The organism is Aeromonas sp. S41-2 (genome assembly GCF_027705845.1).
GTDB classification, from domain to species: Bacteria; Pseudomonadota; Gammaproteobacteria; order Enterobacterales; family Aeromonadaceae; genus Aeromonas; species Aeromonas hydrophila.
This window is the reverse complement of record NZ_JAPDCG010000009.1, coordinates 1-26,651: the sequence shown is the minus strand read 5'-3', so window position 1 is coordinate 26,651 and position 26,651 is coordinate 1. Positions and strand designations below refer to the sequence as shown.

At 61.4% G+C, this 26,651-nt stretch carries 18 protein-coding genes, 1 tRNA gene, 1 rRNA gene and 2 pseudogenes; 8 read left to right on the top strand and 14 right to left on the bottom strand.

The features are described 5' to 3' along the window. Positions 1–30: 30 nt before the first annotated feature. The 3 genes from uvrD to OKC44_RS17900 all read right to left on the bottom strand — a co-directional run bounded on the left by uvrD (position 31) and on the right by OKC44_RS17900 (position 4,656). Positions 31–2,202, bottom strand: coding sequence for a DNA helicase II (uvrD, locus tag OKC44_RS17910; RefSeq protein WP_270814419.1), 2,172 nt, complete (start codon positions 2,200–2,202; stop codon positions 31–33). Positions 2,203–2,270: 68 nt separating this feature from the next. Next, the gene (locus tag OKC44_RS17905) at positions 2,271–2,702 is read right to left on the bottom strand and encodes a hypothetical protein (RefSeq protein ID WP_101617524.1); all 432 of its coding nucleotides are present in this window, start codon (positions 2,700–2,702) and stop codon (positions 2,271–2,273) included. A gap of 34 nt (positions 2,703–2,736) precedes the next feature. Next, positions 2,737–4,656, bottom strand: a complete 1,920-nt coding sequence (locus OKC44_RS17900) for a hypothetical protein (RefSeq protein WP_270814417.1) — start codon at positions 4,654–4,656, stop codon at positions 2,737–2,739. A gap of 492 nt (positions 4,657–5,148) precedes the next feature. On the opposite strand from OKC44_RS17900, the gene OKC44_RS17895 reads away from it, so the two are divergent. From OKC44_RS17895 to OKC44_RS17880, 5 genes and pseudogenes are all read left to right on the top strand, one after another. Continuing rightward, positions 5,149–6,147, top strand: coding sequence for a BMP family lipoprotein (locus OKC44_RS17895; RefSeq protein WP_024944638.1), 999 nt, complete (start codon positions 5,149–5,151; stop codon positions 6,145–6,147). 83 nt (positions 6,148–6,230) lie between these two features. Beyond that, a complete protein-coding gene (locus OKC44_RS17890) occupies positions 6,231–7,811 on the top strand; it encodes an ABC transporter ATP-binding protein (RefSeq protein ID WP_029302435.1) in 1,581 nt (526 codons plus the stop codon). An 82-nt stretch (positions 7,812–7,893) separates the two neighbouring features. After that, positions 7,894–9,009 (top strand): ABC transporter permease, encoded by a 1,116-nt coding sequence (locus tag OKC44_RS17885; protein WP_005307647.1) that lies wholly within the window; start codon positions 7,894–7,896, stop codon positions 9,007–9,009. Between the two features lie 2 nt (positions 9,010–9,011). After that, positions 9,012–9,114: pseudogene (locus OKC44_RS22210) on the top strand (ABC transporter permease); the annotation flags it as partial. A 9-nt stretch (positions 9,115–9,123) separates the two neighbouring features. After that, a complete protein-coding gene (locus OKC44_RS17880) occupies positions 9,124–10,089 on the top strand; it encodes an ABC transporter permease (RefSeq protein ID WP_016349044.1) in 966 nt (321 codons plus the stop codon). 62 nt (positions 10,090–10,151) lie between these two features. On the opposite strand, the gene OKC44_RS17875 is transcribed toward OKC44_RS17880, so the two are convergent. Then, the gene (locus tag OKC44_RS17875; RefSeq protein WP_010635489.1) at positions 10,152–11,057 is read right to left on the bottom strand and encodes a LysR substrate-binding domain-containing protein; all 906 of its coding nucleotides are present in this window, start codon (positions 11,055–11,057) and stop codon (positions 10,152–10,154) included. Between the two features lie 119 nt (positions 11,058–11,176). On the opposite strand from OKC44_RS17875, the gene OKC44_RS17870 reads away from it, so the two are divergent. Then, the gene (locus tag OKC44_RS17870; protein ID WP_043164416.1) at positions 11,177–12,304 is read left to right on the top strand and encodes an S-(hydroxymethyl)glutathione dehydrogenase/class III alcohol dehydrogenase; all 1,128 of its coding nucleotides are present in this window, start codon (positions 11,177–11,179) and stop codon (positions 12,302–12,304) included. Between the two features lie 49 nt (positions 12,305–12,353). Then, positions 12,354–13,190 (top strand): S-formylglutathione hydrolase, encoded by an 837-nt coding sequence (gene fghA / locus OKC44_RS17865; protein ID WP_011704224.1) that lies wholly within the window; start codon positions 12,354–12,356, stop codon positions 13,188–13,190. 51 nt (positions 13,191–13,241) lie between these two features. Here the strand turns inward: fghA and OKC44_RS17860 are convergent, their stop codons facing one another. Continuing rightward, positions 13,242–13,964 (bottom strand): head GIN domain-containing protein, encoded by a 723-nt coding sequence (locus OKC44_RS17860; protein ID WP_270814414.1) that lies wholly within the window; start codon positions 13,962–13,964, stop codon positions 13,242–13,244. Positions 13,965–14,328: 364 nt separating this feature from the next. Here OKC44_RS17860 and ovoA point away from each other — a divergent pair, with 364 nt between their 5' ends. Then, a complete protein-coding gene (ovoA, locus tag OKC44_RS17855) occupies positions 14,329–16,479 on the top strand; it encodes a 5-histidylcysteine sulfoxide synthase (protein WP_270814412.1) in 2,151 nt (716 codons plus the stop codon). 57 nt (positions 16,480–16,536) lie between these two features. On the opposite strand, the gene OKC44_RS17850 is transcribed toward ovoA, so the two are convergent. The 9 genes and pseudogenes from OKC44_RS17850 to OKC44_RS17810 all read right to left on the bottom strand — a co-directional run bounded on the left by OKC44_RS17850 (position 16,537) and on the right by OKC44_RS17810 (position 26,469). Next, on the bottom strand, positions 16,537–17,508 hold the full coding sequence (locus OKC44_RS17850) for a bile acid:sodium symporter family protein (RefSeq protein WP_171279950.1): 972 nt from the start codon (positions 17,506–17,508) through the stop codon (positions 16,537–16,539). Positions 17,509–17,719: 211 nt separating this feature from the next. After that, the gene (locus OKC44_RS17845; protein WP_011704221.1) at positions 17,720–19,156 is read right to left on the bottom strand and encodes an amino acid permease; all 1,437 of its coding nucleotides are present in this window, start codon (positions 19,154–19,156) and stop codon (positions 17,720–17,722) included. A 167-nt stretch (positions 19,157–19,323) separates the two neighbouring features. Beyond that, on the bottom strand, positions 19,324–19,662 hold the full coding sequence (locus OKC44_RS17840) for a tRNA-binding protein (RefSeq protein ID WP_270814409.1): 339 nt from the start codon (positions 19,660–19,662) through the stop codon (positions 19,324–19,326). A 76-nt stretch (positions 19,663–19,738) separates the two neighbouring features. Beyond that, positions 19,739–21,184, bottom strand: a pseudogene (locus tag OKC44_RS17835) (amino acid permease). Positions 21,185–21,286: 102 nt separating this feature from the next. Then, a complete protein-coding gene (locus tag OKC44_RS17830; RefSeq protein ID WP_270814407.1) occupies positions 21,287–21,742 on the bottom strand; it encodes a beta-galactosidase subunit beta in 456 nt (151 codons plus the stop codon). Further along, positions 21,739–24,813, bottom strand: coding sequence for a beta-galactosidase subunit alpha (gene ebgA / locus OKC44_RS17825; protein WP_270814405.1), 3,075 nt, complete (start codon positions 24,811–24,813; stop codon positions 21,739–21,741). Before ebgA ends, OKC44_RS17830 begins: the two co-directional genes overlap by 4 nt. A gap of 322 nt (positions 24,814–25,135) precedes the next feature. Beyond that, on the bottom strand, positions 25,136–26,101 hold the full coding sequence (gene ebgR, locus OKC44_RS17820) for a transcriptional regulator EbgR (protein WP_017410539.1): 966 nt from the start codon (positions 26,099–26,101) through the stop codon (positions 25,136–25,138). A 154-nt stretch (positions 26,102–26,255) separates the two neighbouring features. Continuing rightward, positions 26,256–26,370, bottom strand: a 5S ribosomal RNA gene (rrf, locus tag OKC44_RS17815). Positions 26,371–26,393: 23 nt separating this feature from the next. Beyond that, positions 26,394–26,469: transfer RNA gene (locus OKC44_RS17810), tRNA-Thr, on the bottom strand. Positions 26,470–26,651 lie beyond the last annotated feature (182 nt).

Genomic DNA, 26,651 nt, shown 5'->3' with positions numbered 1-26,651 from the left:
CTTTTGTATTGATGGCGGGTGCGCTGCACCTTACAGCGCCTCAAGGCGGGCATATGCCGTCACCAGCCACTTGGCGCCGACGTCGTCGAACTGGATCTGCACCCGGCTCTGCTGGCCGACCCCTTCGAAGTTCAGCACTATGCCTTCGCCGAATTTCGGATGGAGCACTCGCTGGCCGAGCTTGATGCCGCTGGCGTCGAAGCTCTGCTGCACCTCGTTCTGGCTGAAGCGGCCGTACTGGGTGGGGCGGCTGACCTGGGTGCGCAGCCGGATCTCTTCCAGGCACTCGGCGGGCATTTCGCGGATAAAGCGGCTCGGCTTGTGGAACATCTCGCGGCCGTAGATGCGGCGGCTCTCGGCATAACAGATGTAGAGCTTCTCCATGGCGCGGGTCATGCCCACGTAACAGAGGCGGCGCTCCTCTTCCAGCCGGCCCGACTCCTCGGTGGATTGCTGGCTGGGGAACATGCCCTCCTCCACGCCGACCAGCAGCACCAGGGGATATTCCAGCCCCTTGGCGCTGTGCAAGGTCATCAGCTGCACCGCGTCGGCATATTCGTCCGCCTGATTCTCGCCGGATTCCAGCGCCGCGTGGGCGAGGAAGGCGGAGAGATCGCTCATATCTTCCAGCTCGTCCGGACGCTGGTACTGGCGGCAGGCGGTGACCAGTTCGTCCAGGTTCTCTACCCGCGCCTGGGATTTCTCGCCTTTTTCCGCCAGATACATCGCCTTGAGGCCGGAGTGCTGGATGGCGATATCCGCCTGCTGGTGCAGCGGCAGCATGGCGACCTGCTCCTCCAGCGCATCGATGAGATCTACAAAGCCGCGCACCGCGTTGCCGGCGCGGCCGGTCAGCACCTTGTCATTGAGCAGTGCCTTGGCCGATTGCCACAGGTTCTGGCCCTGATCGCGGGCGTTATTGCGCAGGATTTCGAGGGTGCGATCGCCGATGCCGCGGGTCGGGGTGTTGACCACCCGCTCGAAGCTGGCGTCGTCGCCACGGTTGTTGATAAGGCGCAGATAGGCCATGGCGTCTTTAATTTCCTGGCGCTCGAAGAAGCGCAGGCCGCCGTAGATGCGATAGGGCATGGCGTCCTGCATCAGCGCCTCTTCCAGCACCCGTGACTGGGCGTTGGAGCGATAGAGGATGGCGCAGTCGGCGAGCAAGCCCCCCTTCTCTTTCCAGTCCTTGAGGCGGCCGACCACGAAGCGGGCCTCGTCCACCTCGTTGAAGGCGGCGTACAGCGAAATCGGCTCACCCTCGGCCCCCTCGGTCCACAGCTCCTTGCCAAGGCGCTCGGCGTTGTTGGCGATGACGCAGTTGGCCGCTTTCAGGATGTTGGCGGTGGAGCGGTAGTTCTGCTCGAGGCGGATGGTCTCGGCGCCCTGATAGTCGGTCAGGAAGCGCTGGATGTTCTCGATCTTGGCGCCGCGCCAGCCGTAGATGGACTGGTCATCGTCACCGACGATCATCACCTTGCCGGAATCCCCTGCCAGCATCCGCAGCCAGGCGTACTGGATGCCGTTGGTATCCTGGAACTCGTCCACCAGGATGTTCTGGAAGCGATCGCGGTAGTGCTCGAGGATGTGCGGCTTGTTCAGCCACAGCTCGTGGGCGCGCAGCAGCAGCTCGGCAAAATCCACCAACCCGGAGCGATCGCAGGTCTCCTGATAGGTCTTGTAGATCTGCTGATAGGTGCGGGTGACGGGGTCACCATAGAGGTCGATGTCGCCGGGGCGCAGCCCCTCGTCCTTCTTGCCGTTGATGTAGCCCATCACGGCGCGCGGAGCCCAGTGCTTCTCATCGAGGTTGAGCGCCTTGAGCACCCGGCGAATGAGGCGGTACTGGTCGTCGGAGTCGAGGATCTGAAAATCCTGCGGCAGCCCTGCATCCAGATGGTGGGCCCGCAGCAGGCGGTGGGCGATGCCGTGGAAGGTGCCGATCCACATGCCACGCACGCCGTCACCGATCACTTTCTCGACCCGGCCGCGCATCTCGGCCGCCGCCTTGTTGGTAAAGGTCACCGCGATGATGGAGAAGGGTGAACAGCGTTCCACCTGCATCAGCCAGGCGATACGGTGCACCAGCACCCGGGTCTTGCCCGAACCGGCACCGGCCAGCACCAGCAGGTTGCAACGGGGGGCCGCCACCGCGTCTCTTTGCTTGTCATTGAGCCCGTCGAGCAGGGTTGAAACGTCCATCACCACTCCTGTTTATTTATACAGGCGGGGATTATACGGCCTGAGTGGCCAGAGACCAACCAGCAGGATCAACGAAGGGGGCGGTGATAGTTCCGATATTGGCCCAACACATCACCAGAAAAGCTCAATAACATGGCGCGTGGTGCATCCAGCACCTGATGAACAGGATCAAAACGAAGGGAGGTTGCTCGCAAACGGCCTTCGGGCAGCGTCACTTCCGTGCTACCCATCATGAGCATGCCGTCCTGATAATACCCATGCTGGAAGTGCACTATGACGGCATCCACCATCAAGGTGCCTTGTTTCAACTCCAGTGACTCCCGTTGTATTTCGCGCAACGCAAAGAGACTGGACAATGACGGACGCCCGCTGGGCATCCGCTGCAAGTATTCACGGGTGTTCAATTGATATTGCAACTGGCCCTGACTATCGAAGACACGCTCCCGATAGTCGTTGTAGCGTGCCAACATGCCGGCAGCTTGCGCCGCCTGCATCAGCAAAAAGAGCGCTCCTAACAGGAGCGCTCTGCATTGTTTACAGCTGATCAGCACAGCTGACCTTGTTGCCATCCAGATCGGTACAAGATACGAAGACCTTGTCGAAGGTCGACCCGGCCACCGGTGTCATTTGGGTTGACCAATCATAGCCCACTCCCTTGGCATAGATACTAGTGTGGCTGTATTGATCTTCCTGTATCCAGCCGATGTACTTGAGTGCATCGTAATCGTTTTGGGCAAGAAGCGCCTTGAACTCGTCACTCGAGATCAGGCACATGGGTTCTCCCATTGCCTTGGAGAGTTCAGCATCCCGAATACCCACAGCACAGTTGCCAGATACCTTGATGGTCATATCGCTGCGATCCAGCATCTCGTCAAAGAACGGGATGATGTTGATGTTGAACTTGACGCCCACCTCTTTGGGCTCCCAATTCATGCCGGTATTGACGTACTTGATCTTGCGATTTGTCCACTCGACAGTAGGCTCCTTGCCCAAGAAATGGTTCGCCAGCTGGGTCAGGAATTTGGTGTTGGCGGCGATATCCTCTTCGGTCAAAGAGTCGTCCAGCTTGCTCTGATCAATGGTCAGCGCAATATCTACCGCTTGCTTCAGCTGAGCTTTGGCCTTGCCCAAGTGCATCTTGGCCTCGTCAGTCAGGCGGAAGAAATCGGGGTGACTCATCAGGCTATCCGGCTCGATATCCACCGGGCTGAACTGGGTCTTGAAGGTGCTGGCATTCTCACCATAGATGGTATTTTGCTGTTGCCCATCCCAAGAGTAAGTGATGAGCATGCGAGGCAAGGTCACCTCTTCTTCCTGGACAGAATAGGCTTTGTCCGGGCCATATTGGTATGATGCGGCAATATTGAGTGCCGATGCCATCGCGATGGCTGAGGCGCGCAGTGCCTTGGCGCCGTCGAAGTTGAGAGTGACAGACTCGCCATCACCATAGGTAGCGCTGTAACCCGGGTCCTGAATATCGGCCAGGGTGGCGGCGACCTTGTCCATGCTATCGGCATAGGTCCCCATTAGCTTGGCTACGTCGCGGGTATACCCCTTGTCACCCTTGAGGATAACGGAGGCGGAATAGGGGGTGTGGATGATGACATCGATCACTTTGGCCAGGTTGGTGCTGTAATTCACGCCCATTTCAGAGGAGGTAAAGCCCAGGCGTTCTGCAACAATGGGGTCGTTGGTTACTTCGAGCATGGCCAGCGTGGCCAGCACGATCTGGCGGTCAATCTTGCCATTATCTGTGGTTTCAGCCAGCAGAGTGTCTTTGTACTCCTTGAGTTTCTCTTCAACGTTAAGGGTTTTCAGATCGGTCAGCACTTGTAAATCCGATAGCACCTTGTCGACCGCGACAGAGCGGCCATTGACACCCGCCAGAGTGGCAGAGAGGTGGTCTTTCGCTGCGGCCAGCGAGACGACATCCTTGGTCAGGCCTGCCGTTTTCAGGGCCTCGACCAGTGAGGTGTTAAAGGCGTCATCGCTACCTAATTCGATGATCCCCAGTTGTGCGACCTGTGCCTTGTCGAGGGTGATGCCATTTTCCGGGTTATTATCACTGTCGAGAGTTTGCAACAGGGCCGCGATGCGGATTGCCTTGTTCTTGTCATCACCCGCCAGGGTATAGGGAGTGACCAGAGAGCTACCAGCCTTGAGCGTCACCGAACCCAGCAGTTGGTTGCCCAGAGTGAAGGAGCAGCTGTCGCCATCATTGAACAGAAACTCACCATTGGCGTTGGTGATGCTGCTGTAATTGGCGCACCGGTAGTTGAGGCCAGCAACGGCGGCATCGAGGAAAATCGCTGTGTGCAGGGGCTTGCTGCCGGTGTCGGTGCCACCACCGCTGTTGCCACCGTTGCCACCTTCGTCGCCGCCACCTCCACAAGCGGTCAACATGACACCTGACAATACGCAAGCCACTGCTGCACTCAGCACATTTTTTTTCATTTTTTATCGCTCGAATAAGTGAAAAAACACGCCCCCATCCAGGAGGCGCAGTCGAGTCGCATAATACACAAGAGTACTCATATGAAAAGCGGCAATGTGCAGCTATATGAGCTCGTTCACTCTCGCCGGCAAATCCACTATCTGGGGCACTCTCCAACTAGTGCTAATAACGAAAGATACTGATACCAAACCATTAAGGGGAGCCAATAGAACCCCAAACATTGATCATCATGTGAAAACGCTTGCTTATAACCTTATGAATACAAACAGAAATGTCATTTGGAGCCAATTAATCGCAGAATTTAAATCTGAAAATAGGCATCAAAACAACCACTTATAAACCGATTTGCTTATATTTCAAACCGTTAACGCAAACGTTTTTCCTTTATGATCTCCTTGACCCACACCGTGGCTCACTTACAGTTAGCCAGCGTGCTTTATGGCCTGCCCCGGCAGGTTGTGGACCCTCACATAACAATCAAGGATACGATCGTGACTAAAGTGCTCAAGCTGGCCACCGTTGCCGCCCTCACTCTCGCTGCCCTTTCTGCCCAGGCAGCCTCCCAGCCCGCCGTCATCTACGACACCGCAGGCAAATTCGACAAATCGTTCAACGAAGCCGTGTTCCGCAATGGCGTCGAAGTCTACAACAAAGACAAAGGCGTCAAGGTCAAGGAGTTCGAACCCCAGAACGAAGCCCAGCGTGAGCAGGGTCTGCGTCGTCTGGCCAGCCGTGGCAACGGCCCGATCGTTGCCGTCGGCTTCAACATGGGTTCCGCGGTAGAGAAAGTAGCGACCGAGTTCCCGAAAACCCAGTTCACCATCATCGACATGGTGGTCGACAAGCCAAACGTCCAGTCCGTCATCTTCAAGGAGCATGAAGGTTCCTTCCTGGTGGGCGCGCTGGCTGCCATCGCCTCCAAGACCGGCAAGGTCGGCTTCGTGGGCGGCATGGACATCCCGCTGATCCGCAAGTTCGAGTGCGGCTACGAGCAGGGTGCCAAGTACGTCAATCCGAAGATCGAAGTGTTCCAGAACATGACCGGCTCCACCCCGGCAGCGTTTGCTGACCCGGCCAAGGGTGCTGAGCTTGCCAAGTCCCAGTTCGCCAAGGGAGCCGACGTAGTCTATGCCGCCGCCGGCGGTACCGGCATCGGTGTTTACCAGGCCGCCAAGGACGAAGGCAAGCTGGCCATCGGCGTGGATTCCAACCAGAACCACCTGCAACCGGGCACCATGCTGACCTCCATGGTCAAGTCGGTTGGCCTGGCCGCCTACCAGACCTGGGATGACGCAGCCAAGGGCACCTGGAAACCGGGTATCAAGAACCTGGGCCTGGCCGAGGGTGGTGTGGATTGGGCACTCGACAAAGACAACGAGAAGCTGATCACCCCCGAGATGAAAGCCAAGGTTGACGCCATCAAAGCCGAAATCATCTCCGGCAAGGTCAAGGTGCACGACTACATGAGCGACAGCACCTGCAAATACTGAGTAACCGCTACTACTCTCAACCCAACGACCGGCCCGCACGGGCCGGTTTTTAGTCTCTTTTCATGACCCGCAAGGACTGCATCATGGACCAGACAGATCGCTATGCCATCGAATTAAGGGGTATCGATAAGCGGTTTGGCGAAGTGTACGCCAACAAGCAGATCGACCTTAAGGTTCGTAAAGGCAGCATTCACGGTATCGTCGGCGAAAATGGCGCCGGCAAGTCGACCCTGATGAGCATCATCTACGGTTTCTACCACGCCGACAAAGGCGAGATGTTCATCGACGGCAACCCGTTCAAACCCCATGGCTCACAAGATGCGATTGCCGCAGGCGTGGGCATGGTGCACCAGCACTTCATGCTGGTGAACAACTTCACGGTTTTGGAAAACGTCATTCTCGGCGCGGAAAACGGCTGGCACCTGGGCAAGAGCCTGGCGGCGGCCGAAAAGCTGCTGGGCGAGCTGGCACGGGACTATGGTCTCGAAGTGCCGCTGCACGAGAAGGTCGAGGATCTGCCGGTAGGCCTGCAACAACGGGTCGAGATCCTCAAGGCGCTCTATCGCGGCGCCCGCATCCTGATCCTGGACGAGCCGACCGGGGTACTGACCCCGCAAGAGGCGGATCACCTGTTCGAGGTGCTCAAGAAGCTGCGCGATCAGGGCGCCACCATCATCCTCATCACCCACAAGCTGCGCGAGATCCTGGCCATCACGGATCAGGTCTCCATCATGCGCCGGGGTGAAATGGTGGCCCACGTCGCCACCAAGGATACCGACAAGGAGCAGCTGGCCGAACTGATGGTGGGCCGCAAGGTGCGCCTCAAGGTCGACAAGGGGCCGACCCAGCCGGGCGACGCCAAGCTCAAGGTCGATGGCCTCAGCTATGTGGACGACGCCAGGGTGGAGCGGGTCAAATCCGTCAGCTTCGAGGTGCGGGCCGGTGAAGTGGTCGGCATCGCCGGCGTCTCCGGCAACGGCCAGTCCGAGCTGCTCAGCCTGCTCGGCGGCATCCTCAAGCCCAGCAAGGGCAGCTTCACCATCACCGGTGGCGGTCAGGCCCACGAAGTGAGCGTGAGCCACCCGGCCGACCCGGAGCGGGTCCGCAACTTCGGTCTCGGCCACGTGCCGGAAGACAGACACAAGATGGGTCTCATCAACCGCTTCGAGGCGAAAGAGGCCTTCATCCTCGGCTATCACCGCCGCCCCCAGTACAACAAGGGCTGGCTGCAGAACAAGGAGGCGATCCTGCAGGATTGCCAGGCCAAGATGGACAAGTGGGACGTGCGCCCGCCCCATCCCGAGCACAAGACCGCGAATTTTTCCGGCGGCAACCAGCAGAAGCTGGTGATCGCCCGAGAAGTGGAGCAGGACCCGGATGTGCTGCTGATCGGCCAGCCGACCCGCGGGGTCGACATCGGCGCCATCGAGTACATCCACCAGCAGATCATCGCCATGCGCGACAAGGGCAAGGCAGTATTGCTGGTCTCGGTGGAGCTGGACGAGATCATGAGCCTCTCTGACCGCATCCTGGTCATCGCCGACGGTCGCATCGTCGGTGAGCTGGATGCCGCCAAGGCGGATGAACGCACTATCGGTCTGATGATGGCAAACATAGTTCCTGACGAGGTGGCGGCAAGCCAATCACAAGGAGCCACATCATGAAGCTCACAGCCACTTGTAACGGATTCGGCCTGCTGATGGTCAACACCCCCGTCACCGACCAGATTGCCAAGGAGGCTCGCCCATGAGCCAAGCACGTATCCCTGCCTGGATCTCCGTGGGCGTACTGCCCGCGGTCAACATCCTGCTGGCCTTCCTGGTGTCGGCCATCCTGTTCTACTACCTCGACATCAACCCGGTCGATGCCGCCGAGATCATGTGGTACGGCGCCTTCGGCACCGGTGAAGGGGTCGGTTTCACCCTCTACTACGCAACCGGCTTCATCTTTACCGGTCTGTCGGTGGCGGTGGCCTTCCACGCCGGCCTGTTCAACATCGGTGGCGAGGGGCAGGCCTATATCGGCGGCCTCGGCGTCGGTCTGGTCTGTCTGCTGCTGGGTGATTCCCTGCCGTTCGCCCTGCTGCTGCCGCTGGCCATCATCGCCGGCGGCCTGTTCGGTGCGGCCTGGGCCTTCATCCCGGCCTGGCTGCAAGCCAAGCGCGGCAGCCACATCGTCATCACCACCATCATGTTCAACTTTATCGCCGCCTCCCTGATGGCCTACCTGCTGGTCGAGGTGTTCAAGCCGGCAGGCTCCATGGCCACCGAGAGCAAGGTGTTCGCCGAGGCGAGCTGGCTGCCGAAGATGAGCGAACTGGCGGGGGCATTCGGCATGGAGATGTCGAACAGCCCGCTCAACATCAGCTTCTTCTGGGCACTGCTCTGCGCGGCCCTGGTGTGGGTTTTCATCTGGCATACCCGCTGGGGCTACGAGATCCGCTCGGTCGGCGCCAGCCAGAGTGCGTCCGCCTATGCCGGTATCTCCTATCCCAAGGTGGTGATCCTGGCCATGGTGATCTCCGGCATGCTGTCGGGCTTCTTCGCCCTCAACGTGCTGCAGGGTGAACTGCACCAGATCAAGCTCAACTTCGTGGAAGGCTTCGGCTTCACCGGCATTGCGGTGGCGCTGATGGGGCGCAACCACCCGGTCGGCGTCATCATCGCCAGCCTGCTGTTCGGCTTCCTCTATCAGGGCGGCGCCGAGCTGAGCTTCGAGTTCGGGGTGGACCGCAACATAGTGGTGGTGTTGCAGGGTCTGGTGATCCTGTTCTGTGGTGCCCTTGAGCACATGATGCGTCCGCGCATCGAGCAGCTCTATCTGGCGTTTGCCAACCGCTCTGCGCAAGTCAAGGGGGCCTGATCATGTTCGAAATTCTGATCCTGATGCTGGATGCCACCATCCGCACCGCGCCACCGCTGATCCTGGCGGCCATGGATGACAGGAATGTTCTGCGAGCAGAAGGGAGCATAAGCCATGTTTGAAATATTGATCCTGATGCTGGATGCTACCATCCGCACCGCGCCGCCACTCATTCTGGCGGCCATGGCCGGCATGTTCTGCGAGCGCTCCGGGGTGGTCAACATCGCCCTCGAGGGCAAGCTGCTGGCGGCGGCGTTCGCCAGTGCGGCGGCGGCAGCCGTCTCCGGCTCTGCCTGGATTGGGCTGGGTGCCGGGGTGGGTGTCTCCATCCTGTTCGCCCTGATGCACGGCTTTGCCACCATCACCCACCGTGGTGATCAGGTGGTGAGCGGCATGGCCATCAACATCCTGGCGGCCGGCCTGACCGTCACCCTGGGCCGTTACTGGTTCGATCAGGGCGGTCAGACCCCGGCGCTGTCCGGCGCGGCCCGCTTCGCCCCCATCGACCTGCCCTATGCCAAGGAGCTGTATGACGTGCCGGTCATCGGCCAGCTCTACAGCGAGCTGCTGAGCGGCCACTCCCTGCTGGAGTACGTGGCGTTCGCCGCCGTGCCGCTGGCCTGGTGGGTGCTGTTCCGTACCCGCTTCGGCCTGCGCCTGCGGGCGGTGGGCGAGGCACCGGCTGCGGTCGACACCGCCGGTATCTCGGTGGTGCGCATGCGCTACACCGCGCTCATCATCGGCGGCCTGCTGGCCGGTATCGGCGGTACCTACCTGGCGGTGGCCCAGACCGCCCAGTTCATCCCCAACATGAGCGCGGGCAAGGGCTTCATGGCGCTGGCGGCGCTGGTGTTCGGCAAGTGGCGCCCCTGGAACGCCATGGCGGCCTGCCTGCTGTTCGGCTTCCTCGATGCGGTCGCCATCCGGCTGCAAGGGGTCAGCATCGGCGGTTTCCCGATCCCGGTACAGGCCATCGAGGCGCTGCCCTACATCCTGACCGTGTTCCTGCTGGCCGGCTTCATCGGCAAGGCGGTGGCACCCAAGGCGCTCGGGACCCCCTACGTCAAGGAGCGGGAATAGTCCCGCCCTTCATGCCATGCAACAAAAGGCCCGCACATGCGGGCCTTTTTTATTGAGCGAAGTCAGCCGACGGGGCGCACCAGCGCGGGCTGATGGGGATCGCTCAGCCGCTCCGCCAGATAGTCCACCAGCAGTCGCACCTTGGGAGAGAGGTGGCGGTTGTGGGGATAGAGGGCCCAGATCCCCTCCGCCGGCGCCCGCAGCTCCGGCAGCAGCTCGATAAGCTCACCCCGGGCCAGGTGGTCGCTCACGTAGTAGTCCGGCAGCTGGATGATGCCGATCCCCTTGAGCGCCGCATCCAGCAGGGCGTGGCCGCTGTTGCAGTGCAGCAGACCATGCACCCGCACACTGTGAGGGCGACCATCCAGGGTGAAGTGCCACTCGTCGCTGTTGCCCACCAGGCAGGTGTGGCGGGTGAGCTCGGAGAGGCTGTTGGGCATGCCGTGGCGGGCGGTGTAGGCCGGCGAGGCGCACACATAGGGCACCCGCTGCGCCAGCTTGCGCGCCACCAGGCTGGAGTCCTTGAGGTGGCCGAGTCGCAGTGCCAGATCGTAGCCCTCGTGCACCAGATCCAGCAGCTGGTTGGTGAGGTTGAGGGTCACCTCCAGCTGGGGAAAGCGCACCATGAAGTCGTTCACCAGCGGGGCGATACGGCTCTCGCCGTAGGAGACCGGGGCCGTGATGCGCAAGGTGCCCTGCGGCACCGCCTGATGGCGCCCCACCGCCAGCTCCGCCTCGTAGAGGTTGTCCAGCAGCTGGCGACAGTGGCGATAGTAGATCTCGCCAAGCTCGGTGAGCCGCACCTGACGGGTGGTGCGCAGCAGCAGCTTGGCCTGCAGCCGATCCTCCAGCTGTGCCACCTGCCGGCTCACTTGCGCCACCGACACCCCCAGCTTGCGCGCCGCCGGGGTAAACCCCCCCTGCTCCGCCACGCTGACAAATTCACAGATCCCTTCCCAGCCGAACATTATTACCTGTCTGTAAAAGTGATTTCAGATTTCGCCTTATTATCACCAAATAAGCGGGAAACTACACTGGATGTCCGAACCCATTCTCCTCACCCTGCTCAACAATAAGGACATCCGTCATGGCACAGGTTCAAAGCATCAAGTGTAAGGCCGCCATCGCCTGGGGCCCGGGCCAGCCCCTCTCCATCGAAGAAATCGACGTCATGCCTCCCCAGGCCGGCGAAGTGCGGGTACGCATCGTCGCTACCGGCGTCTGTCACACCGATGCCTTCACCCTCTCCGGTGAAGATCCGGAAGGGGTCTTCCCCTGCATCCTCGGCCACGAGGGGGGCGGTATCGTCGAATCCGTCGGCGAGGGCGTCACCAGCGTCAAGGTGGGCGATCACGTGATCCCGCTCTACACCCCCGAGTGCGGCGAGTGCAAGTTCTGCAAATCCGGCAAGACCAACCTGTGCCAGAAGATCCGAGCCACCCAGGGCAAGGGGCTGATGCCGGACGGCACCACCCGCTTCTCCAAGGATGGCCAGCCCATCTATCACTACATGGGCACCTCCACCTTCAGCGAATACACTGTGCTGCCCGAGATCTCCATCGCCAAGGTGGACCCGGCCGCCCCGCTGGAAGAGGTCTGTCTGCTCGGCTGCGGCGTCACCACCGGCATCGGCGCCGTGATGAACACCGCCAAGGTGAAAGAGGGTGAGAGCGTCGCCATCTTCGGGCTGGGCGGCATCGGCCTCTCCGCCGTGATCGGGGCTCGCCTGGCCAAGGCCGGCCGCATCATCGCCATCGACATCAACGAGAGCAAGTTCGAACTGGCCCGCAAGCTGGGTGCCACCGACTGCATCAACCCGAACGACTATGACAAGCCCATCCAGGAGGTGATCGTCGAGCTCACCGACGGCGGCGTCGACTTCTCGTTCGAGTGCATCGGCAACGTCAAGGTGATGCGCGCGGCGCTGGAGTGCTGCCACAAGGGTTGGGGCGAGTCGGTCATCATCGGCGTGGCCGGTGCCGGCCAGGAGATCAGCACCCGTCCGTTCCAGCTGGTCACCGGCCGGGTCTGGCGCGGCAGCGCCTTCGGCGGCGTTCGCGGTCGCAGCGAGCTGCCGAGCTACGTGCAGCGCTACATGCAGGGTGAGTTCAAGCTGGACGACTTCATCACCCACACCATGGGGCTTGAGCAGATCAACGAGGCGTTCGATCTGATGCACGAAGGCAAGAGCATCCGCAGCGTCATCCACTACTGAGCATGATCACCCCGCCCGCCACCGTGGGCGGGGTGCAGGAGTTCCCCCGATGAATCTGGACATAATCAGCAGCAACAAGAGCTTCGGCGGCTGGCACAAGCGCTACAGCCACGCCTCCGAGGTGCTGGGTTGCGAGATGCGCTTCGCCATCTATCTGCCGCCCCAGGCCCTCACCGGCCAGAAGGTGCCCGTGCTCTACTGGCTCTCCGGCCTCACCTGCACCGATGAAAACTTCATGCAGAAGGCGGGCGCCCAGCGCATCGCCGCCGAGCTCGGCATCGCCCTGGTGGCGCCGGACACCAGCCCGCGCGGCGAAGACGTCGCGGACGACCCCGGTTACGATCTCGGCATGGGCGCCGGCTTCTACGTCAACGCCACCCAGCATCCCTGGCGCGATCACTACCAGATGTATGACTACGTCACCCGCGAGCTGCCCGAGCTCATCGAGACCCACTTCCCGGTCTCGACGAAGCGCGCCATCAGCGGCCACTCCATGGGTGGCCACGGGGCGCTCATCGCCGCCCTGCGCGAGCCCGGTCGCTACCGTTCGGTGTCGGCCTTCAGCCCCATCAGCCACCCGAGCCGCTGCCCCTGGGGCCAGAAGGCACTCGGCGCCTACCTCGGCAACAACCCCTTGCTGTGGCAGGAGTGGGACGCCTGCCAGCTGCTGCGCCACCACCCGGTGACGCCGCTGCCGACTCTGGTGGATGTGGGGCTGGACGATCCCTTCCTGGCCGAACAGCTGCACATCGATGCCCTCGCCGATGCGGCCGCCGGCAAGGAGTGGCCGCTGGAGCTCAACCGCCACGCCGGGTACGACCACAGCTACTACTTCGTGGCGAGCTTCATCGAGGCGCACCTGCGCTTTCACGCCCGCCACCTCTGATCGAAACAGGCCCGTAACGGGCCTGTTTTTTTCTGCTCGGTGGACAAAAATTCAGCTGCCCTGCCGGCTCACCTCGCCGGAGCCGGCTATCTCGCTCTGCAGCACGGGATCGCCCCAGTAGCTGACCGAGCCCGAGCCGGCGATGCCGACCTTGAGTCGCTCCAGGGCCCTGACCTCTACGTCGCCGCTGCCGGCGATATTGACCTCCACCTCGCGCCCCTTCAGCTCGGCCCCCAGCACATCCCCCGAGCCGGCGATGTTCAGCTCCATGACGTTGGCCGAACCTTCACCCAGATCCAGGCAGCCCGAGCCCGCTATGTTACCCTCCAGCCGCTTCAGATCCAGCATGCTGGCGACTATGTCGCCCGTGCCGGCCACCGACAGCACCAGCGCCTCCCCCTTGAAGCCGCGCAGCTCGCCGTTGGCGACCCCTGCCAGCGCCAGCTCATGGAGCGCGGGCAGGGTGATGGTGATCTCCAGCGGCTCGGTCGGATCGAGCCGGTAACCGTCCTTCACCTCGATCTCCAGCTTGTCGCCCCGCTCGCTCAGCACCAGGTAGGGCAGCAGGTTCTCCTGCCCACGGATGCGCAATCCGCGCGGCTCGCCGGCCACCAGATGGACGCTGGCAGGCACGCCGGCCAGCACCCGGGTCACCTGCCGGCCCACCCCGTGCTGCTGCTCGATCACGGCCCCTGCCCCGATCACCCGGGTATCATCCAGCCAGCTGCACCCGCTGAGCCCGACCGCCAGCACCATGCCCATCATCCATTTCATCGCCACTCTCCTCATTGTGTATTGGCCAGTCGTGGCCCTTTGGTCAGCATCCATCGCAAAGCCTGTGCCAGTTAGTCAACTGCATGATTTGTAGGAAAATATCCATTTTTACGCTACATGAACACAGCAAATGGAGAGTCATTCAGACCATAATCTGGCGAATCTGACCATCCCCAAACGAGCAGGTGGACGAGCGATTGGCGAGCCGTTCGCGGGGTCGCTATGCTGACAAGCCGTGGAAGTTTTTGGTTGCCGCGCCGGTCTGTTGAGCCAATAGTGGTACCTTGTGCGTACAAAGCTCTCCATCGCGGTAATGCCATTACCACTGTCTTGTCAGTCTTCACTGCCAACAAGGAGTCAGAGCGTGACCCAAGCCACTCTTCTCTATTCCACCGCCACCGGCCTGCCGGAACCGACCCGTACCCCGCTGCTGACCGGCAGAGATCCCGAACACAAGCGCCGCGAGCTGCTCGCCTACTTCTGCCAGACCTTCGATCTCTACGACTCGCTGTTCGACTGCCTGGCCGACGAGCGCGCCTGGTTTGACAAGGCGATCCCCCTGCGCCACCCGCTCATCTTCTACTACGGCCACACCGCCGCCTTCTTCATCAACAAGCTGCTGGCGGCCCGTCTCATCGAGGGTCGGCTCGACGCCCGCATCGAGGCCATGGTCGCCATCGGGGTGGACGAGATGAGCTGGGACGATCTGGACGAGACCCACTACGACTGGCCCTCCGTCAGCGAGCTACGCGACTACCGCGGCCGGGTGCGCTCCCTGGTGTGTGATTTTATCGAGCGGATGCCGATCGAGCTGCCCATCCATTGGCAGAGCCCGGCCTGGGTCATCCTGATGGGGATAGAGCACGAGCGCATCCACCTCGAGACCTCCAGCGTGCTGATCCGCCAGCTGCCGCTGGCCTGGGTGCGCAGCCAGCCCCAGTGGCCGGTCTGTCCCGAGGCGCGCCATCGCCGTGACGAGGTGCCCGCCAACACCCTGCTGCCGGTGGCCGGCGGCCGGGTGCGGCTCGGCAAACAGGACGCCACCTACGGCTGGGACAACGAATATGGCGAGCGCCACATCGAACTGGCCCCCTTCCAGGCCAGCCGCATGCTGGTGAGCAACGCAGAATTTTTCGACTTCGTACAGGCGGGTGGCTACGAAACCCGTGACTGGTGGGATGACGAAGGCTGGGGCTGGCGCCAGTATGCCAGGGCCCGCATGCCCACCTTCTGGGTCGGCGACCCCCTCGAACCCGAGCAACTGCAACTGCGGCTGATGACCGAGCAGGTCCCTATGCCCTGGGACTGGCCGGTGGAGGTGAACCAGCTGGAGGCCGCCGCCTTCTGTCGCTGGCAGGCAGCCCAGACCGGTTTGCCCGTCCAGTTGCCGAGCGAGGCAGAGTGGATGCTGCTGCGCGAACAGCTAGCCGGCGATCAACCTGACTGGATCGAGGCACCCGGCAACATCAACCTGGCCCGCTTCGCATCGTCCTGTCCGGTGGATGCCTGCCCGCAGGGCAGCTTCTTCGATCTGGTGGGCAACGTCTGGCAATGGACCAGCACCGCCATCGACGGCTTCGAGGGGTTCAAGGTGCATCCCCTCTACGACGACTTCTCCACTCCCACCTTCGACGGCAAGCACACCCTGATCAAGGGGGGCTGCTGGATCAGTACCGGCAACGAGGCGCTCAAGTCCTCCCGCTACGCCTTCCGCCGCCACTTCTTCCAGCATGCAGGCTTTCGCTATCTGGTCTCCCGCTATCAGGAGCCGGTCGTCGTCAATCCCTACGAGACCGACACGCTCGTCGCTCAGTATCTCGACTTCCAGTACGGGCCGACCCACTTCGGGGTCGCCAACTACGCCCAGACCCTGGCCAGCCTTGCCAGCGAGCTGTGCAGCCGCCATGAGCGGGCGCTCGACATCGGCTGCGCCACCGGCCGTGCCAGCTTCGAACTGGCGCGCCACTTCGCCCACGTGGACGGGGTCGACTACTCGGCCCGCTTCATCGACGTGGCGCTGGCGCTCGCCAGCCAGGACAGCTTCCGCTACGCGGTGCCGGTGGAAGGGGAGCTGGTGGAGTATTGCGAGGCGCGGCTCTCCCGCCATGAGCTCGGCCGCGAGCAGAGCGAGCGGGTCCACTTCAGCCAGGGAGATGCCTGCAACCTCAAGCCCAAATACGGCGACTATGACCTGGTGCTCGCCTCCAACCTGATCGACCGGCTGCGAGAGCCCGCCCGCTTCCTGCGGGACATTGCACCCAGACTGCGCAGCGGCGGCCTGCTGGTGCTCACCAGCCCCTATACCTGGCTGACCGACTACACCCCCAAGGCCAACTGGCTCGGCGGTGTGCGCGAGAACGGCGAGGCCCTCGGCACCTATCAGGCGCTGCAGCGGCTGCTGGCGGCGGAATTCGAGGAGCACATGCCCCCGAGGGACGTCCCCTTCGTCATCCGCGAGACCGCCCGCAAGTACCAGCACACGGTGGCCCAGCTCACCGTCTGGCGCAAACGCTGACGAGGCGGCAAACGAAAGAGGGAGGCCCATGGCCTCCCTCTTCTTTATCCGGACGGCTTACCCCTGCTGAACCTGGGGTACCGCCTCCTGCTCGCGGTAGCGACGAGCCAGCACGGCGCACACCATCAGCTGGATCTGGTGGAAGATCATCAGCGGCAGCACCATGACCCCGACGCTGGCGGCCGGGAACATGACGTTGGCCATCGGCACCCCATTGGCCAGGCTCTTCTTGGATCCGCAGAAGACGATGGTGATCTCGTCCGCCCTGTCGAAGCCGAGGCGACGGCTGATCCAGACGTTCCAGCAGAGCACCAGTGCCAGCAGCACGCAGCTGAGCAGCACGATGCTGACCAGATCGTACCAGCCCACCTGATGCCAGATCCCCTGCACCACCGCCTCGCTGAAGGCCACATAGACCACCAGCAGGATGGAGCTCTGGTCCAGCTTGCCAATGAGCGGCCGGTGGCTGTCGACCCAGCGGCCGATGAGCGGGCGCGACAGATGGCCCACCACGAACGGCAGCATCAGCTGCACCATGATGGCCTGAATGGAGTGCCAGGTATCGACCCCCTCCCCCTGCACATTGATCATCAGCCCCACCAGCACCGGCGAGAGGAAGATGCCGAGGATGCTGGAGGCCGAGGCGCTGCACACCGCCGCCGACACATTGCCGCCGGCCATGGAGGTGAAGGCGATGGCTGACTGCACGGTGGCCGGCAGGGCACAGAGGTAGAGGAAACCGAGGTAGATGGCCGGGCTCAGCCAGTGGGGCACCAGCGGCGTGAGCAGCAGCCCCAGCAGCGGGAACAGCACGAAGGTGCTGGCCATCACCACCAGGTGCAGCCGCCAGTGGCCGAGGCCCGCCAGCAGGTTCTGGCGCGACAGCTTGGCGCCATGCATGAAGAACAAGAGCGCCACCGCCAGCTTGGTCAGCAGACCGAACCAGACGGCCACCTGCCCCTCGCAGGGGAAGAAGGAGGCCAGCGCGACCACCACAATCAGTACAGAGGTAAAGGGATCCAGACGCACGAGCGGTCTCCGGTGAAAGCAGATCCCGTCCCCTCGCGGGGCCGGTGATCGGGGACGACAGGAAACACAACAGGAGCTGTGGCACAGCTCCTGTTGAAACGAATCCCCAGCTTACCCCGATAAGCGGGAGGCGCAAAGTTGAGCGCCCCCCCTTTATCTGCCGGAAATTAAGCAAGCCCGGCTGGCCACAGGATCCGGCCAGCCTTGTGCTTCAACTCTGCTTGGCCAGCTTGCCGCCGGCTGTACCGGTTGCCTGCTTGCGGGCCTGCCGCTTCTCGAAGCGGGAGATCCACCAGTAGGCCAGCGCCGAGAAGACCGCCGTCATGAAGACGTTGATGAAGAAGGCGCGTACCAGATCCACCCCGCTCGGGAAGGCGGAGGCGCTCATGCTCACCACGAAGATGGCGATCAGCACCGACACCACCCCCATCCCGAAGGTTCGCGAGCCCATGCGAAACTCCCGCGGGGTGTCGTCGTGTTTCCAGCGGAACACGAAGTAGGCCACCATGATGAAGATCGGCGGCAGCATGGCGGTACCGGCGGTGAGGTTGATGGCGGTGTTCATCATCTGCTGCACGGATTCCGAGCCGAACCCGTTGACCACCAGCATCACGAACACGAAGGCAAACTGCCACCAGGCGGCGCGTACCGGCACGCCGTGCTCGTTGAGCTGGGTGGTCTTCTCGCCGTAGACCCCCTGCGGGATCTCGGAGAAGTGGATCTTCACCGGCGCCGAGGTCCACATCATCATGGAGCCGAACATGGCGATGAACAGCACCACGCCGACGAAGCGGCCCACCAGTGCCTCCGACAGCTGGAAGTACTGGGCCATGCCGGTGAAGATCTCCACCATGCCACCGGCATAGGTGAGGCTCTCGCGCGGCACGAACACGTTCACCAGCAGGGAACCGACCGCATACATGGCACCGATGACGATGCCGGCGCTGATGATCACCTTGATGAAGGACTTCTGGCCGCCCTTCACATCATTGAGGTAGGCCGCTGCCGTCTCGGCACCGCCCGCCGCCTGGAAGATCCAGCACATGATGCCGAGCGTCGCCCAGTTGACGGTGGGAGTCATCGCCTCCAGCGTGATGGGCTGGGCCGGCACATGATCGCCACTCAGGGCCATCAGGGCACCCAGCACATAGATGGCGAACAGAGCAAACACCCCGTAGGCCACAATCTCGGCAATCTTGCCGAGCCAGCTCGCCCCCTTGGTGGAGATGTGGGTCGCCGCCGCGAACAGCACGATGGAGATGACCGAGGTGACCATGGGCGAGAAGCTGTACTCATAGCCCAGCATGGCGTAGGAGGCGTAGGCGATGACGTTGGGCAGCAGGGAGACGAACCAGAACAGGTTCACGAACCAGTAGAGAAACGAGCCCAGATAGGCCATTCGGGTGCCGAGCGGCTTCTTGAGCCAGTCGTACATGCCCGACTCGGAGTTTTTGTTGGCCGAGACGAACTCGGCGATGATGAAGACGAACGGGATGAAGTAGACCAGGGTTGCCAGCAGGAAGATGGGGGCAGAACTGAGCCCCAGCTCGATGTTGTTGTTGACGATGTTGCGCACGTTGAACACGGCGGCAAAGGTCATCGACAACAGGGCAAACTTGCCTATGGTGCCGCGTACGGATTCAGACATGGTGTCCTCCAGTGGACTCGCGCTCCCTGCGGGTAACGCTGTGACTCTGTGATGTGTTTGGCAAGGGTCTGTCGGCCCCGCGCTTTACTCTCTTGTTATGATCGGGCCGCGTGGACGGCCTCGTTGCTGAACCGGTGCAATCTCACCGCACCGGCTCGCAATCTCAGTCAGACGATCGGAGTGCCCGGTGCAATCGGCACCCGCGGCTGCAACAGCACGCTCTGGCTCTCGTCCGCAGTCTCGGCGCAGAGCAACATGCACTCGGAACGCTCACCGCGCATCCTGGTGGGCTTGAGGTTGGTCAGCACCACCACTTCACTACCCATCAACTCCTCTTCGCGGTAGTGGGGCACCAGGCTGGTGACGGTCTGCAGCGGCCGCTCGCCACCCACGTCGATCTGGACGATATAGAGTTTGTCGGCACCGGGGTGGCGCACCACCTCCAGCACCTTGCCCACCTTCATCTCGACCCGCTTGAATTCGGCAAACTCGATCGTCTCGCTCATGCTCTTTTCCTTTTCTGGTTCAACGGTTTGCGGGTGGCCAACGGCCACCCGGTTTGATTGGGAGCCAATGCAGTGCCTATGGCGTCTGCATGGCGACCTGCGCCGCCGGCTCGGCCTCTTTCGCACGCGCCTCGGCGCTGAGGGAGGCCTCGTATCTGTTGTATTTCCACCAGGCAAAGCCGAGGAAGATCAGGATCCCGCCGACGTTGTAGAAAACGATGGTCATGATGTCGGCGCCGGTCGGGAAGGTGGAGGCGAGGAAGCCCACCGAGAAGATGGCGATCAGCACCGACACCACGGCGATGCCGGTGGTGCGCGACCCCATCTTGAACTCCCGCGGCAGGTGGTCGAGCTTCAGGCGCAGATTGAGGTAGGCCAGCATGATGAACAGCGGCGGCAGCATGGAGGCGGCGGCGGTCATGTTGATGACGGTGTTCATCAGATCCTGCGCTGTGTTGGAGCCCAGGGTCGGGATCACCATCAGCGGCAGCACGATGAGGTACTGGATCCAGGCTGCGCGGGCGGGCACGCCGTTCTCGTTCAGCTCGACCGTCTTCTTGCCGAAGATGCCGGCCGGGATCTCGGAGAAGAAGATCTTCACCGGGGTCGCCGTCCACATCAGCAGGGAGCCGAACATGGCGGTGAAGGAGACCAGCCCCACGAAGCGGTTCATCAGGATCTCCGGCAGGCCGAAATGGGCTGCCAGCCCCTCGAACACCTGCACCTAGCCGCCGGTGTATTTCAGGGTGTCGCTGTGGACGAAGACGTTGATCAACAGCGATGCAATGGAGTAGAGCACCCCGATAAAGATCCCGGCGATGATGATCACCTTCACGAAGGACTTGGAGCCGCCCTTCACGTCATTGACGTAGACCGCCACCGACTCGGCGCCACCGGCTGCCATAAAGATCCAGGTGGTAATGCCAAGGAAGGCCCAGCTGAAATCGGGGACCATAGCCTCGACCGTGATGGGATCGGCCGGTTGCACGCCGCCCACCAGTGCCGCACCTGCCAGCAGGATGTAGGAGAGGGTCAGCAGCAGCATCAGGGACGAGGTCACCGAAGTGATGGGGCCGAGCATCTTGGCACCGTTGGTGGAGACATAGGTGGCAAAGGCAAACAGCACCATGCTCAAGGCCGTGGTCGCCACCGGGGTGAGAATGTACTCGTAGCCGAGGAAGGCATAGGAGGCGTAGGCGATAACCCGCGGCAGCAAGGAGGTGAAGAAGAAGAGGTTCACGAACCAGTAGGTGTAGGCGGAGATGAAGGCCCAGCGACCGCCGAGGGAACTCTTCACCCAGGCATACACCCCCGCCTCGGAGTTTTTGTTCAGTGACACGAACTCCGCAATGATCAGGCAAAACGGAATGAAGTAAAAAATGGTGGCCAGAAAGAACATCGGGGCCGAGGCCAGACCGATCTCGATGTTGTTGTTGATGACGTTGTTGAAGCTGAATACCGCCGCGAAGGTGAGCGACAGCAGACCAAACTTGCCTATCGTATTGCGTTTGGAATCAGACATGGTGCATCTCCAGACCTGTAGTTATTGCAGCGAAAGGGCGGGGCATGATTTGTAGGGTGAGCCCCGCCCTTCCGGCTTTGTCAGTGCAAAACCAGCGGCTTGTTATTTGTTTTTGAAGTAGCCGCCTTCGACGGTGACCTTGATGATCAGCTTGCGTACCGGGCTGTCGCCTGCGAACCGGTACGCCTCGTCGTTCTCGAAGATCACCACCTGACCGTTGCCCACCTGCTGGCGCTCACGCACCTCGCCAGCCAACCACTCTCGATCAGTTGTGTCGTCATAGCCCTGCTCGACCCGCAGATCCGACTTGGCTGCCCACTCCACCGTCTCTTCCCCTTCCAGGTAGTAGTGAACATCGAAGTAGCGGCGCTGCCCCTCAAACAGGGAGGTGGCCGGGCTGGCCCCCTCCTGCAAGCGGTAGGTGAGGGAGTCACCGATGGAGTGGCAGATGCCGGGCTTGAGGTTGGCCAGGTTGTTGATGGCCTCCACGCAGCGGCCCCACTTCTTGCCCTCCCGGTAGATGTTTTTGAACAGGGTCAGGTTGTCCAGGGTGATCATGCGAGGTTCCTCCCGCCGTTGATGGTGAGATCGAGCCCGGCCAGTGCAGCCGGATTGAGGTTGCCACGGGCGATGGGTAGCAGGGTCAGACCGAAGCTGAATGGCTCGAAGCGCACCCGCCAGGAGTCCAGCACCTCGGAGCCCCAGGAGTTGGAGCCTAGCCCCAGTACCTTGTGATCCAGATTGAGGGTGAGATAACCGCAGGGCTCCAGCTCGTTGATGTGCTGGGCGGCGTGGATATGCTCCCAGCTGTAGGGCCAGACGCTCAGGTTGATGGGGGCATCGGGCCGCACGTAGAGACCGACGCCGTGGCGGTTGGTCAGGGTCGCCCAGCGCACCTGCTGGCGGTTGCCATTGTCCTGCGGGAAGGGGTAGTGCTCCCACATCTCGCCGACTGTGCTCTGGAAGCTGTCGATCCAGTTGCTCTGGCGGCTGTCCTGATAGTTCTCGCCCGGCCCCATGCCGTAGTAGTGCACCCGGTCGAGATCCTGACGAATGCCCAGCTCGAAGCCGATCTTGGGGATGATGTCGTCATAACCGCCGTAGGGCTGACCGGACAGTGCCACGTGCAGCTGGCCGTTCGGACTCAGGGTGTAGACGTAGCGGCAGCGCATGCCGAAGTCGAACACTGGCGGCGCGATCAGGCTCTCCACCGTCACCTCGACCGCATCGCCCAGCTGACGCCAGCTTAAGGTGCGGAAGTGCTCCTGCATGATCTGCAGGTGGTTCGGGTGCCACAGGCTCTCGTACTCCTGCTTGTGGTTGTCGATCATCGGCTTGAAGAAGGTGAGGCGTGGCGAGCGCTCAATCAGCTCGATACCATCCTGCTGCCAGCTCACCAGCTTGCCGTCGAGGCGCGAGAAGCGCAGGGCAAAGCCGCTGCCGCTTAAGACAAGCTCGAGGCGCTCATCGGCAATCTGCAGCGCAGTGGCGTTGGGATTGGCAAAGGGCTGCAGCTGGCGAGTCGACTCTTTCAGCTGGAACTGGTACTGGCCCAGCTCGTGCTCCGCGGCGCTGTAGCGGGTAGCAGTGGCCTTGATGACCCGCAGCTGGACGAAGGTTTCCCGCCCATCGAGAGTGGGCAGCTCAAGCTGCAACTCTGTGGTGGCACCGGGGGCAACCCCTTCCAGCCGGATTTGCTGGCTGGCCAGCAGTTCACCCTCGGCCTTCACCTCAACCAGCAGACGGATGTCGTCGAGATTGGAGAACCAGTAGCGGTTTTCCACCGCCAGCTTGCCGCTGGCCAGATCCAACGCCCGCACCTTGACCGGGCAGATCACCTGCTTGTATTCACGCAGGCCAGGCCCCGGGGTCTGATCCGGATAGATGAGGCCATCCATGCAGAAGTTGTAGTTGTTGGGATAGTCGCCGTAGTCGCCGCCGTACTTGTAGACCGGGCGGCCCTGCTCGTCCTGATCCAGAATGCCGTGATCGCACCACTCCCAGATGTAGTGACCCTGAATGTGGGGATGGCGGTCGAACACCTGCTGATATTCGCTCAGGCCACCCGGGCCGTTGCCCATGGCGTGGGCGTATTCGCAGAGGATACGAGGCTTGGCCATCGGGAACTCGCCGAAGCAGTTCATCTGGGAGACGCGCGAATACATGGTACTCACCACATCCACCACCTCGGCATCGCGATCCTCTTCGTAGTGCACCAGCCGGGTCGGGTCGAGCTCCTTGCAACGCTGGTACATGGCTCTGATGTTGCAGCCGTAGCCGGACTCGTTGCCGAGCGACCAGATGATGATGGAGGGGTGGTTCTTCTGGGCGTGCACGTGGCGCTCGATGCGATCCACGAACACCGGCTCCCAGAAGGGGTCGTCGGTGATGCGACTGAGATCGCCGACGTTGGCAAAACCGTGGGTCTCCACGTCGGTCTCCGCCATCACGAACAGACCGTACTGGTCGCACAGCTCATAGAAGCGAGGATCGTTCGGGTAGTGGGCGGTGCGCACCGAGTTGAGGTTGTGCTGCTTCATCAGCACGATATCGCGTTCCACCCGATCCATGCCGACCGCACGGCTCTTGAGATGGTCGTTGTCGTGGCGGTTCACCCCGTGCAGCTTGAGGTAGTGGCCGTTGACGTAGAAGAGCCCATCCTTGACCTTGATTTCACGCACCCCGACCCGCTGCGGGATCACTTCCAGCAGCTCGCCCTGACCGTTGTAGAGGGAGAGTTGCAGCTGGTAGAGGTAAGGGTCTTCGGCACTCCACAGACGGGGGTTGGCCAGATCCAGCGTGAAGCGGCAATCACACTTGCCGTCGATGGCGAGATGATCGAGCGAGCCGCTGGCGATCTCGCTGCCCTGATCCAGCAACGACCAGACCAGACGGTGATCACGGGCGGGCGTCCCCAGATTCTCCAGCTGGATGTCGCAGCTAAGAGTGGCGCTTTGATTGTCATCAGCCAGCGCGGTGCGGATGAAAAAGTCCTGCACATGGGCGGCCGGTTTGCCCACCAGATAGACGTCGCGGAAGATCCCCGCCATCCACCACATGTCCTGATCTTCGATATAGGTGGAGTCAGCCCACTGCATCACCCGCACTGACAGCAGGTTCTCGCCGACCTTGGCGTAGGCACTGATATCGAACTCGGCGGTGAGACGGCTCCCCTTGCTGAAGCCGACATAGTGGCCGTTCACATAGACCTCGAAGTAGGTCTCCACCCCGTCAAACTTGATGATTACCTGCTCCCCATCCCAGGCCGGGCTCAGCGTGAAGCTGCGCTGATAGGCACCGGTGGGGTTGCTGGTCGGCACGAAGGGCACGTCGATGGGGAAGGGAAAACCTTCGTCGGTGTACTGCAGATTGCCATGCCCTTCCATCTGCCACATGTTGGGCACAGTGATCTGGCCCCACTCGCTCATAGGGCTGTGATAGAAGGCCTCCGGCACCTGCAGGGGGTGGTCGAAGCAGTGGAACTGCCACTGGCCGCCAAGGCTCAGAAAACGGCGGCTCAGCTCGCGCTGCATGGTGGTCGCCAGCGCATGGTCGGCATAAGAGAAGAAGTAGGCACGCGGAGCCAGCCTGTTTTCACCAACGAATTGGACGTTTTCCCAGTTATTCACATGTCCTCCCGGAACAAGGCAACGTTAACTGGGTAAACTCTAGATAAACATTTACTAAATATCAGCTTTGAATCGGTAAAGTTTTAACCTGATCACAATGCATGGATGGTTTTGTGAGCGAGATCAGAAGCGGGAGATAAAGGGGAGCAAGGCACGGAGGAGTGGCATGGATGTTGATAATAGCTGGCTGAACCGGAATAAAATCAACTATACAACAATATTATATGACGTCGCGGGATGATATGGGAAGGCGGTTTGCTTGGGAGAGGTGTCCGCACCACCGCAAGATGGTGCGACTAAAAGACGGAATATTTTACTAAAACTACCGAGTGGTACCGCGCAGGGTCAGCTTGCTCGGTACCAGCACCCGCAGCGGGATATCCCGCTCGTCACGCAGCCGCTCAACCAGCAGATTGACCCCCTGGGAGCCCATCAACTCGGAGTGGATCCGCACCGTGGAGAGCGGCGGGAAGGTGAACTTGGCGGTCGGAATATCGTTGACGCTGATAAGCTCGATCTGCTGGGGAATCGCCAGTCCCTTCTCGTGGATGGCACGCAGCACGCCGATGGCGATGGAGTCGGAGGCGACGAACAGCGCCCTGGGCCAATCTCCCGCCAGCATCTCTTTGGCCAACTTGTAGCCGGAGGCGCTGGAGAAATCCCCGCGATAGAGATCGCTCTCCTGCACCACACCAAGACGCTGACCGTAGTCGAGGAAGGCCAACTCGCGCAGATCCGGGCCATCATCCTGGCCGCCGATGTAGCCGATGCGCTGGTGTCCCTGGGCGATGAAAAAGTCCACTACCTGCTGGCTGATCAGCGCCAGATCCACGTCAATCGAGTCAAAGTCCCCCTGAGAACGGCAATCCACAAACACCAGCTGGGCAGAAAGGGAGTGGAGCGCGGCGAGACGCTCTGCAGGCAAATGGCCGATGACCAGGATACCGTCGACGGCGGAGAGATCGCGCCCCTCGGCACCGTTATAGAAGTGGGTCAGCTCGATGTTGAGTCGGGCGCACTGGGTCTCGATGCCATAGCGGATGGCCAAATAATAGGGGTCGTTGACCTCGGTGCTCTGCGGGTAGGCATAGACAGCCAGGAAGTGCAGTTTGCTCTTGTGAACCCCCTTGCGGGCACCGCTGGTCTTGTACTCCAGCCGCTCGGCGATCTCGAAGATCTTCTGCTTGGTCTCTTCCTTGACGCTCAGCGTCGGATCTTCATTGAGCACCCGCGACACGGTGGCCTGGGAAACCCCCGCCTCCAGTGCAATTTCCTTCAACGTGGCCATGCATACTCCTCTGGCAATGACTCCCGACAATACCAGACCAAGAGTAACGGGCAACGTGCTGACATCCCAGCATTTTTACTAAAAGAAACCCATCAGGATGGCAAAATTCCAATGCAAAAAGGCCTCCCGAATGGGAGGCCTCTTCTAAATAGGTGCCTGACAGTGTCCTACTCTCGCATGGCGAATGCCACACTACCATCGGCGCTACCGCGTTTCACTTCTGAGTTCGGCATGGGATCAGGTGGTTCCACGGCGCTATTGCCGTCAGGCAAAAGCTTTACTACTTCAATAATGGTGCTGATACCCAGAGTCGAACTGGGGACCTCATCCTTACCAAGGATGCGCTCTACCAACTGAGCCATATCAGCACACTAACCGGTAAAGACCGCACTGTGTGTGCTATCTAAATCTTCTGTCCAACACAACCTGACGTTGTATCGCGACCAACCACATCGCTGTGATTGCTTAATTGATGCCTGGCAGTGTCCTACTCTCGCATGGCGAATGCCACACTACCATCGGCGCTACCGCGTTTCACTTCTGAGTTCGG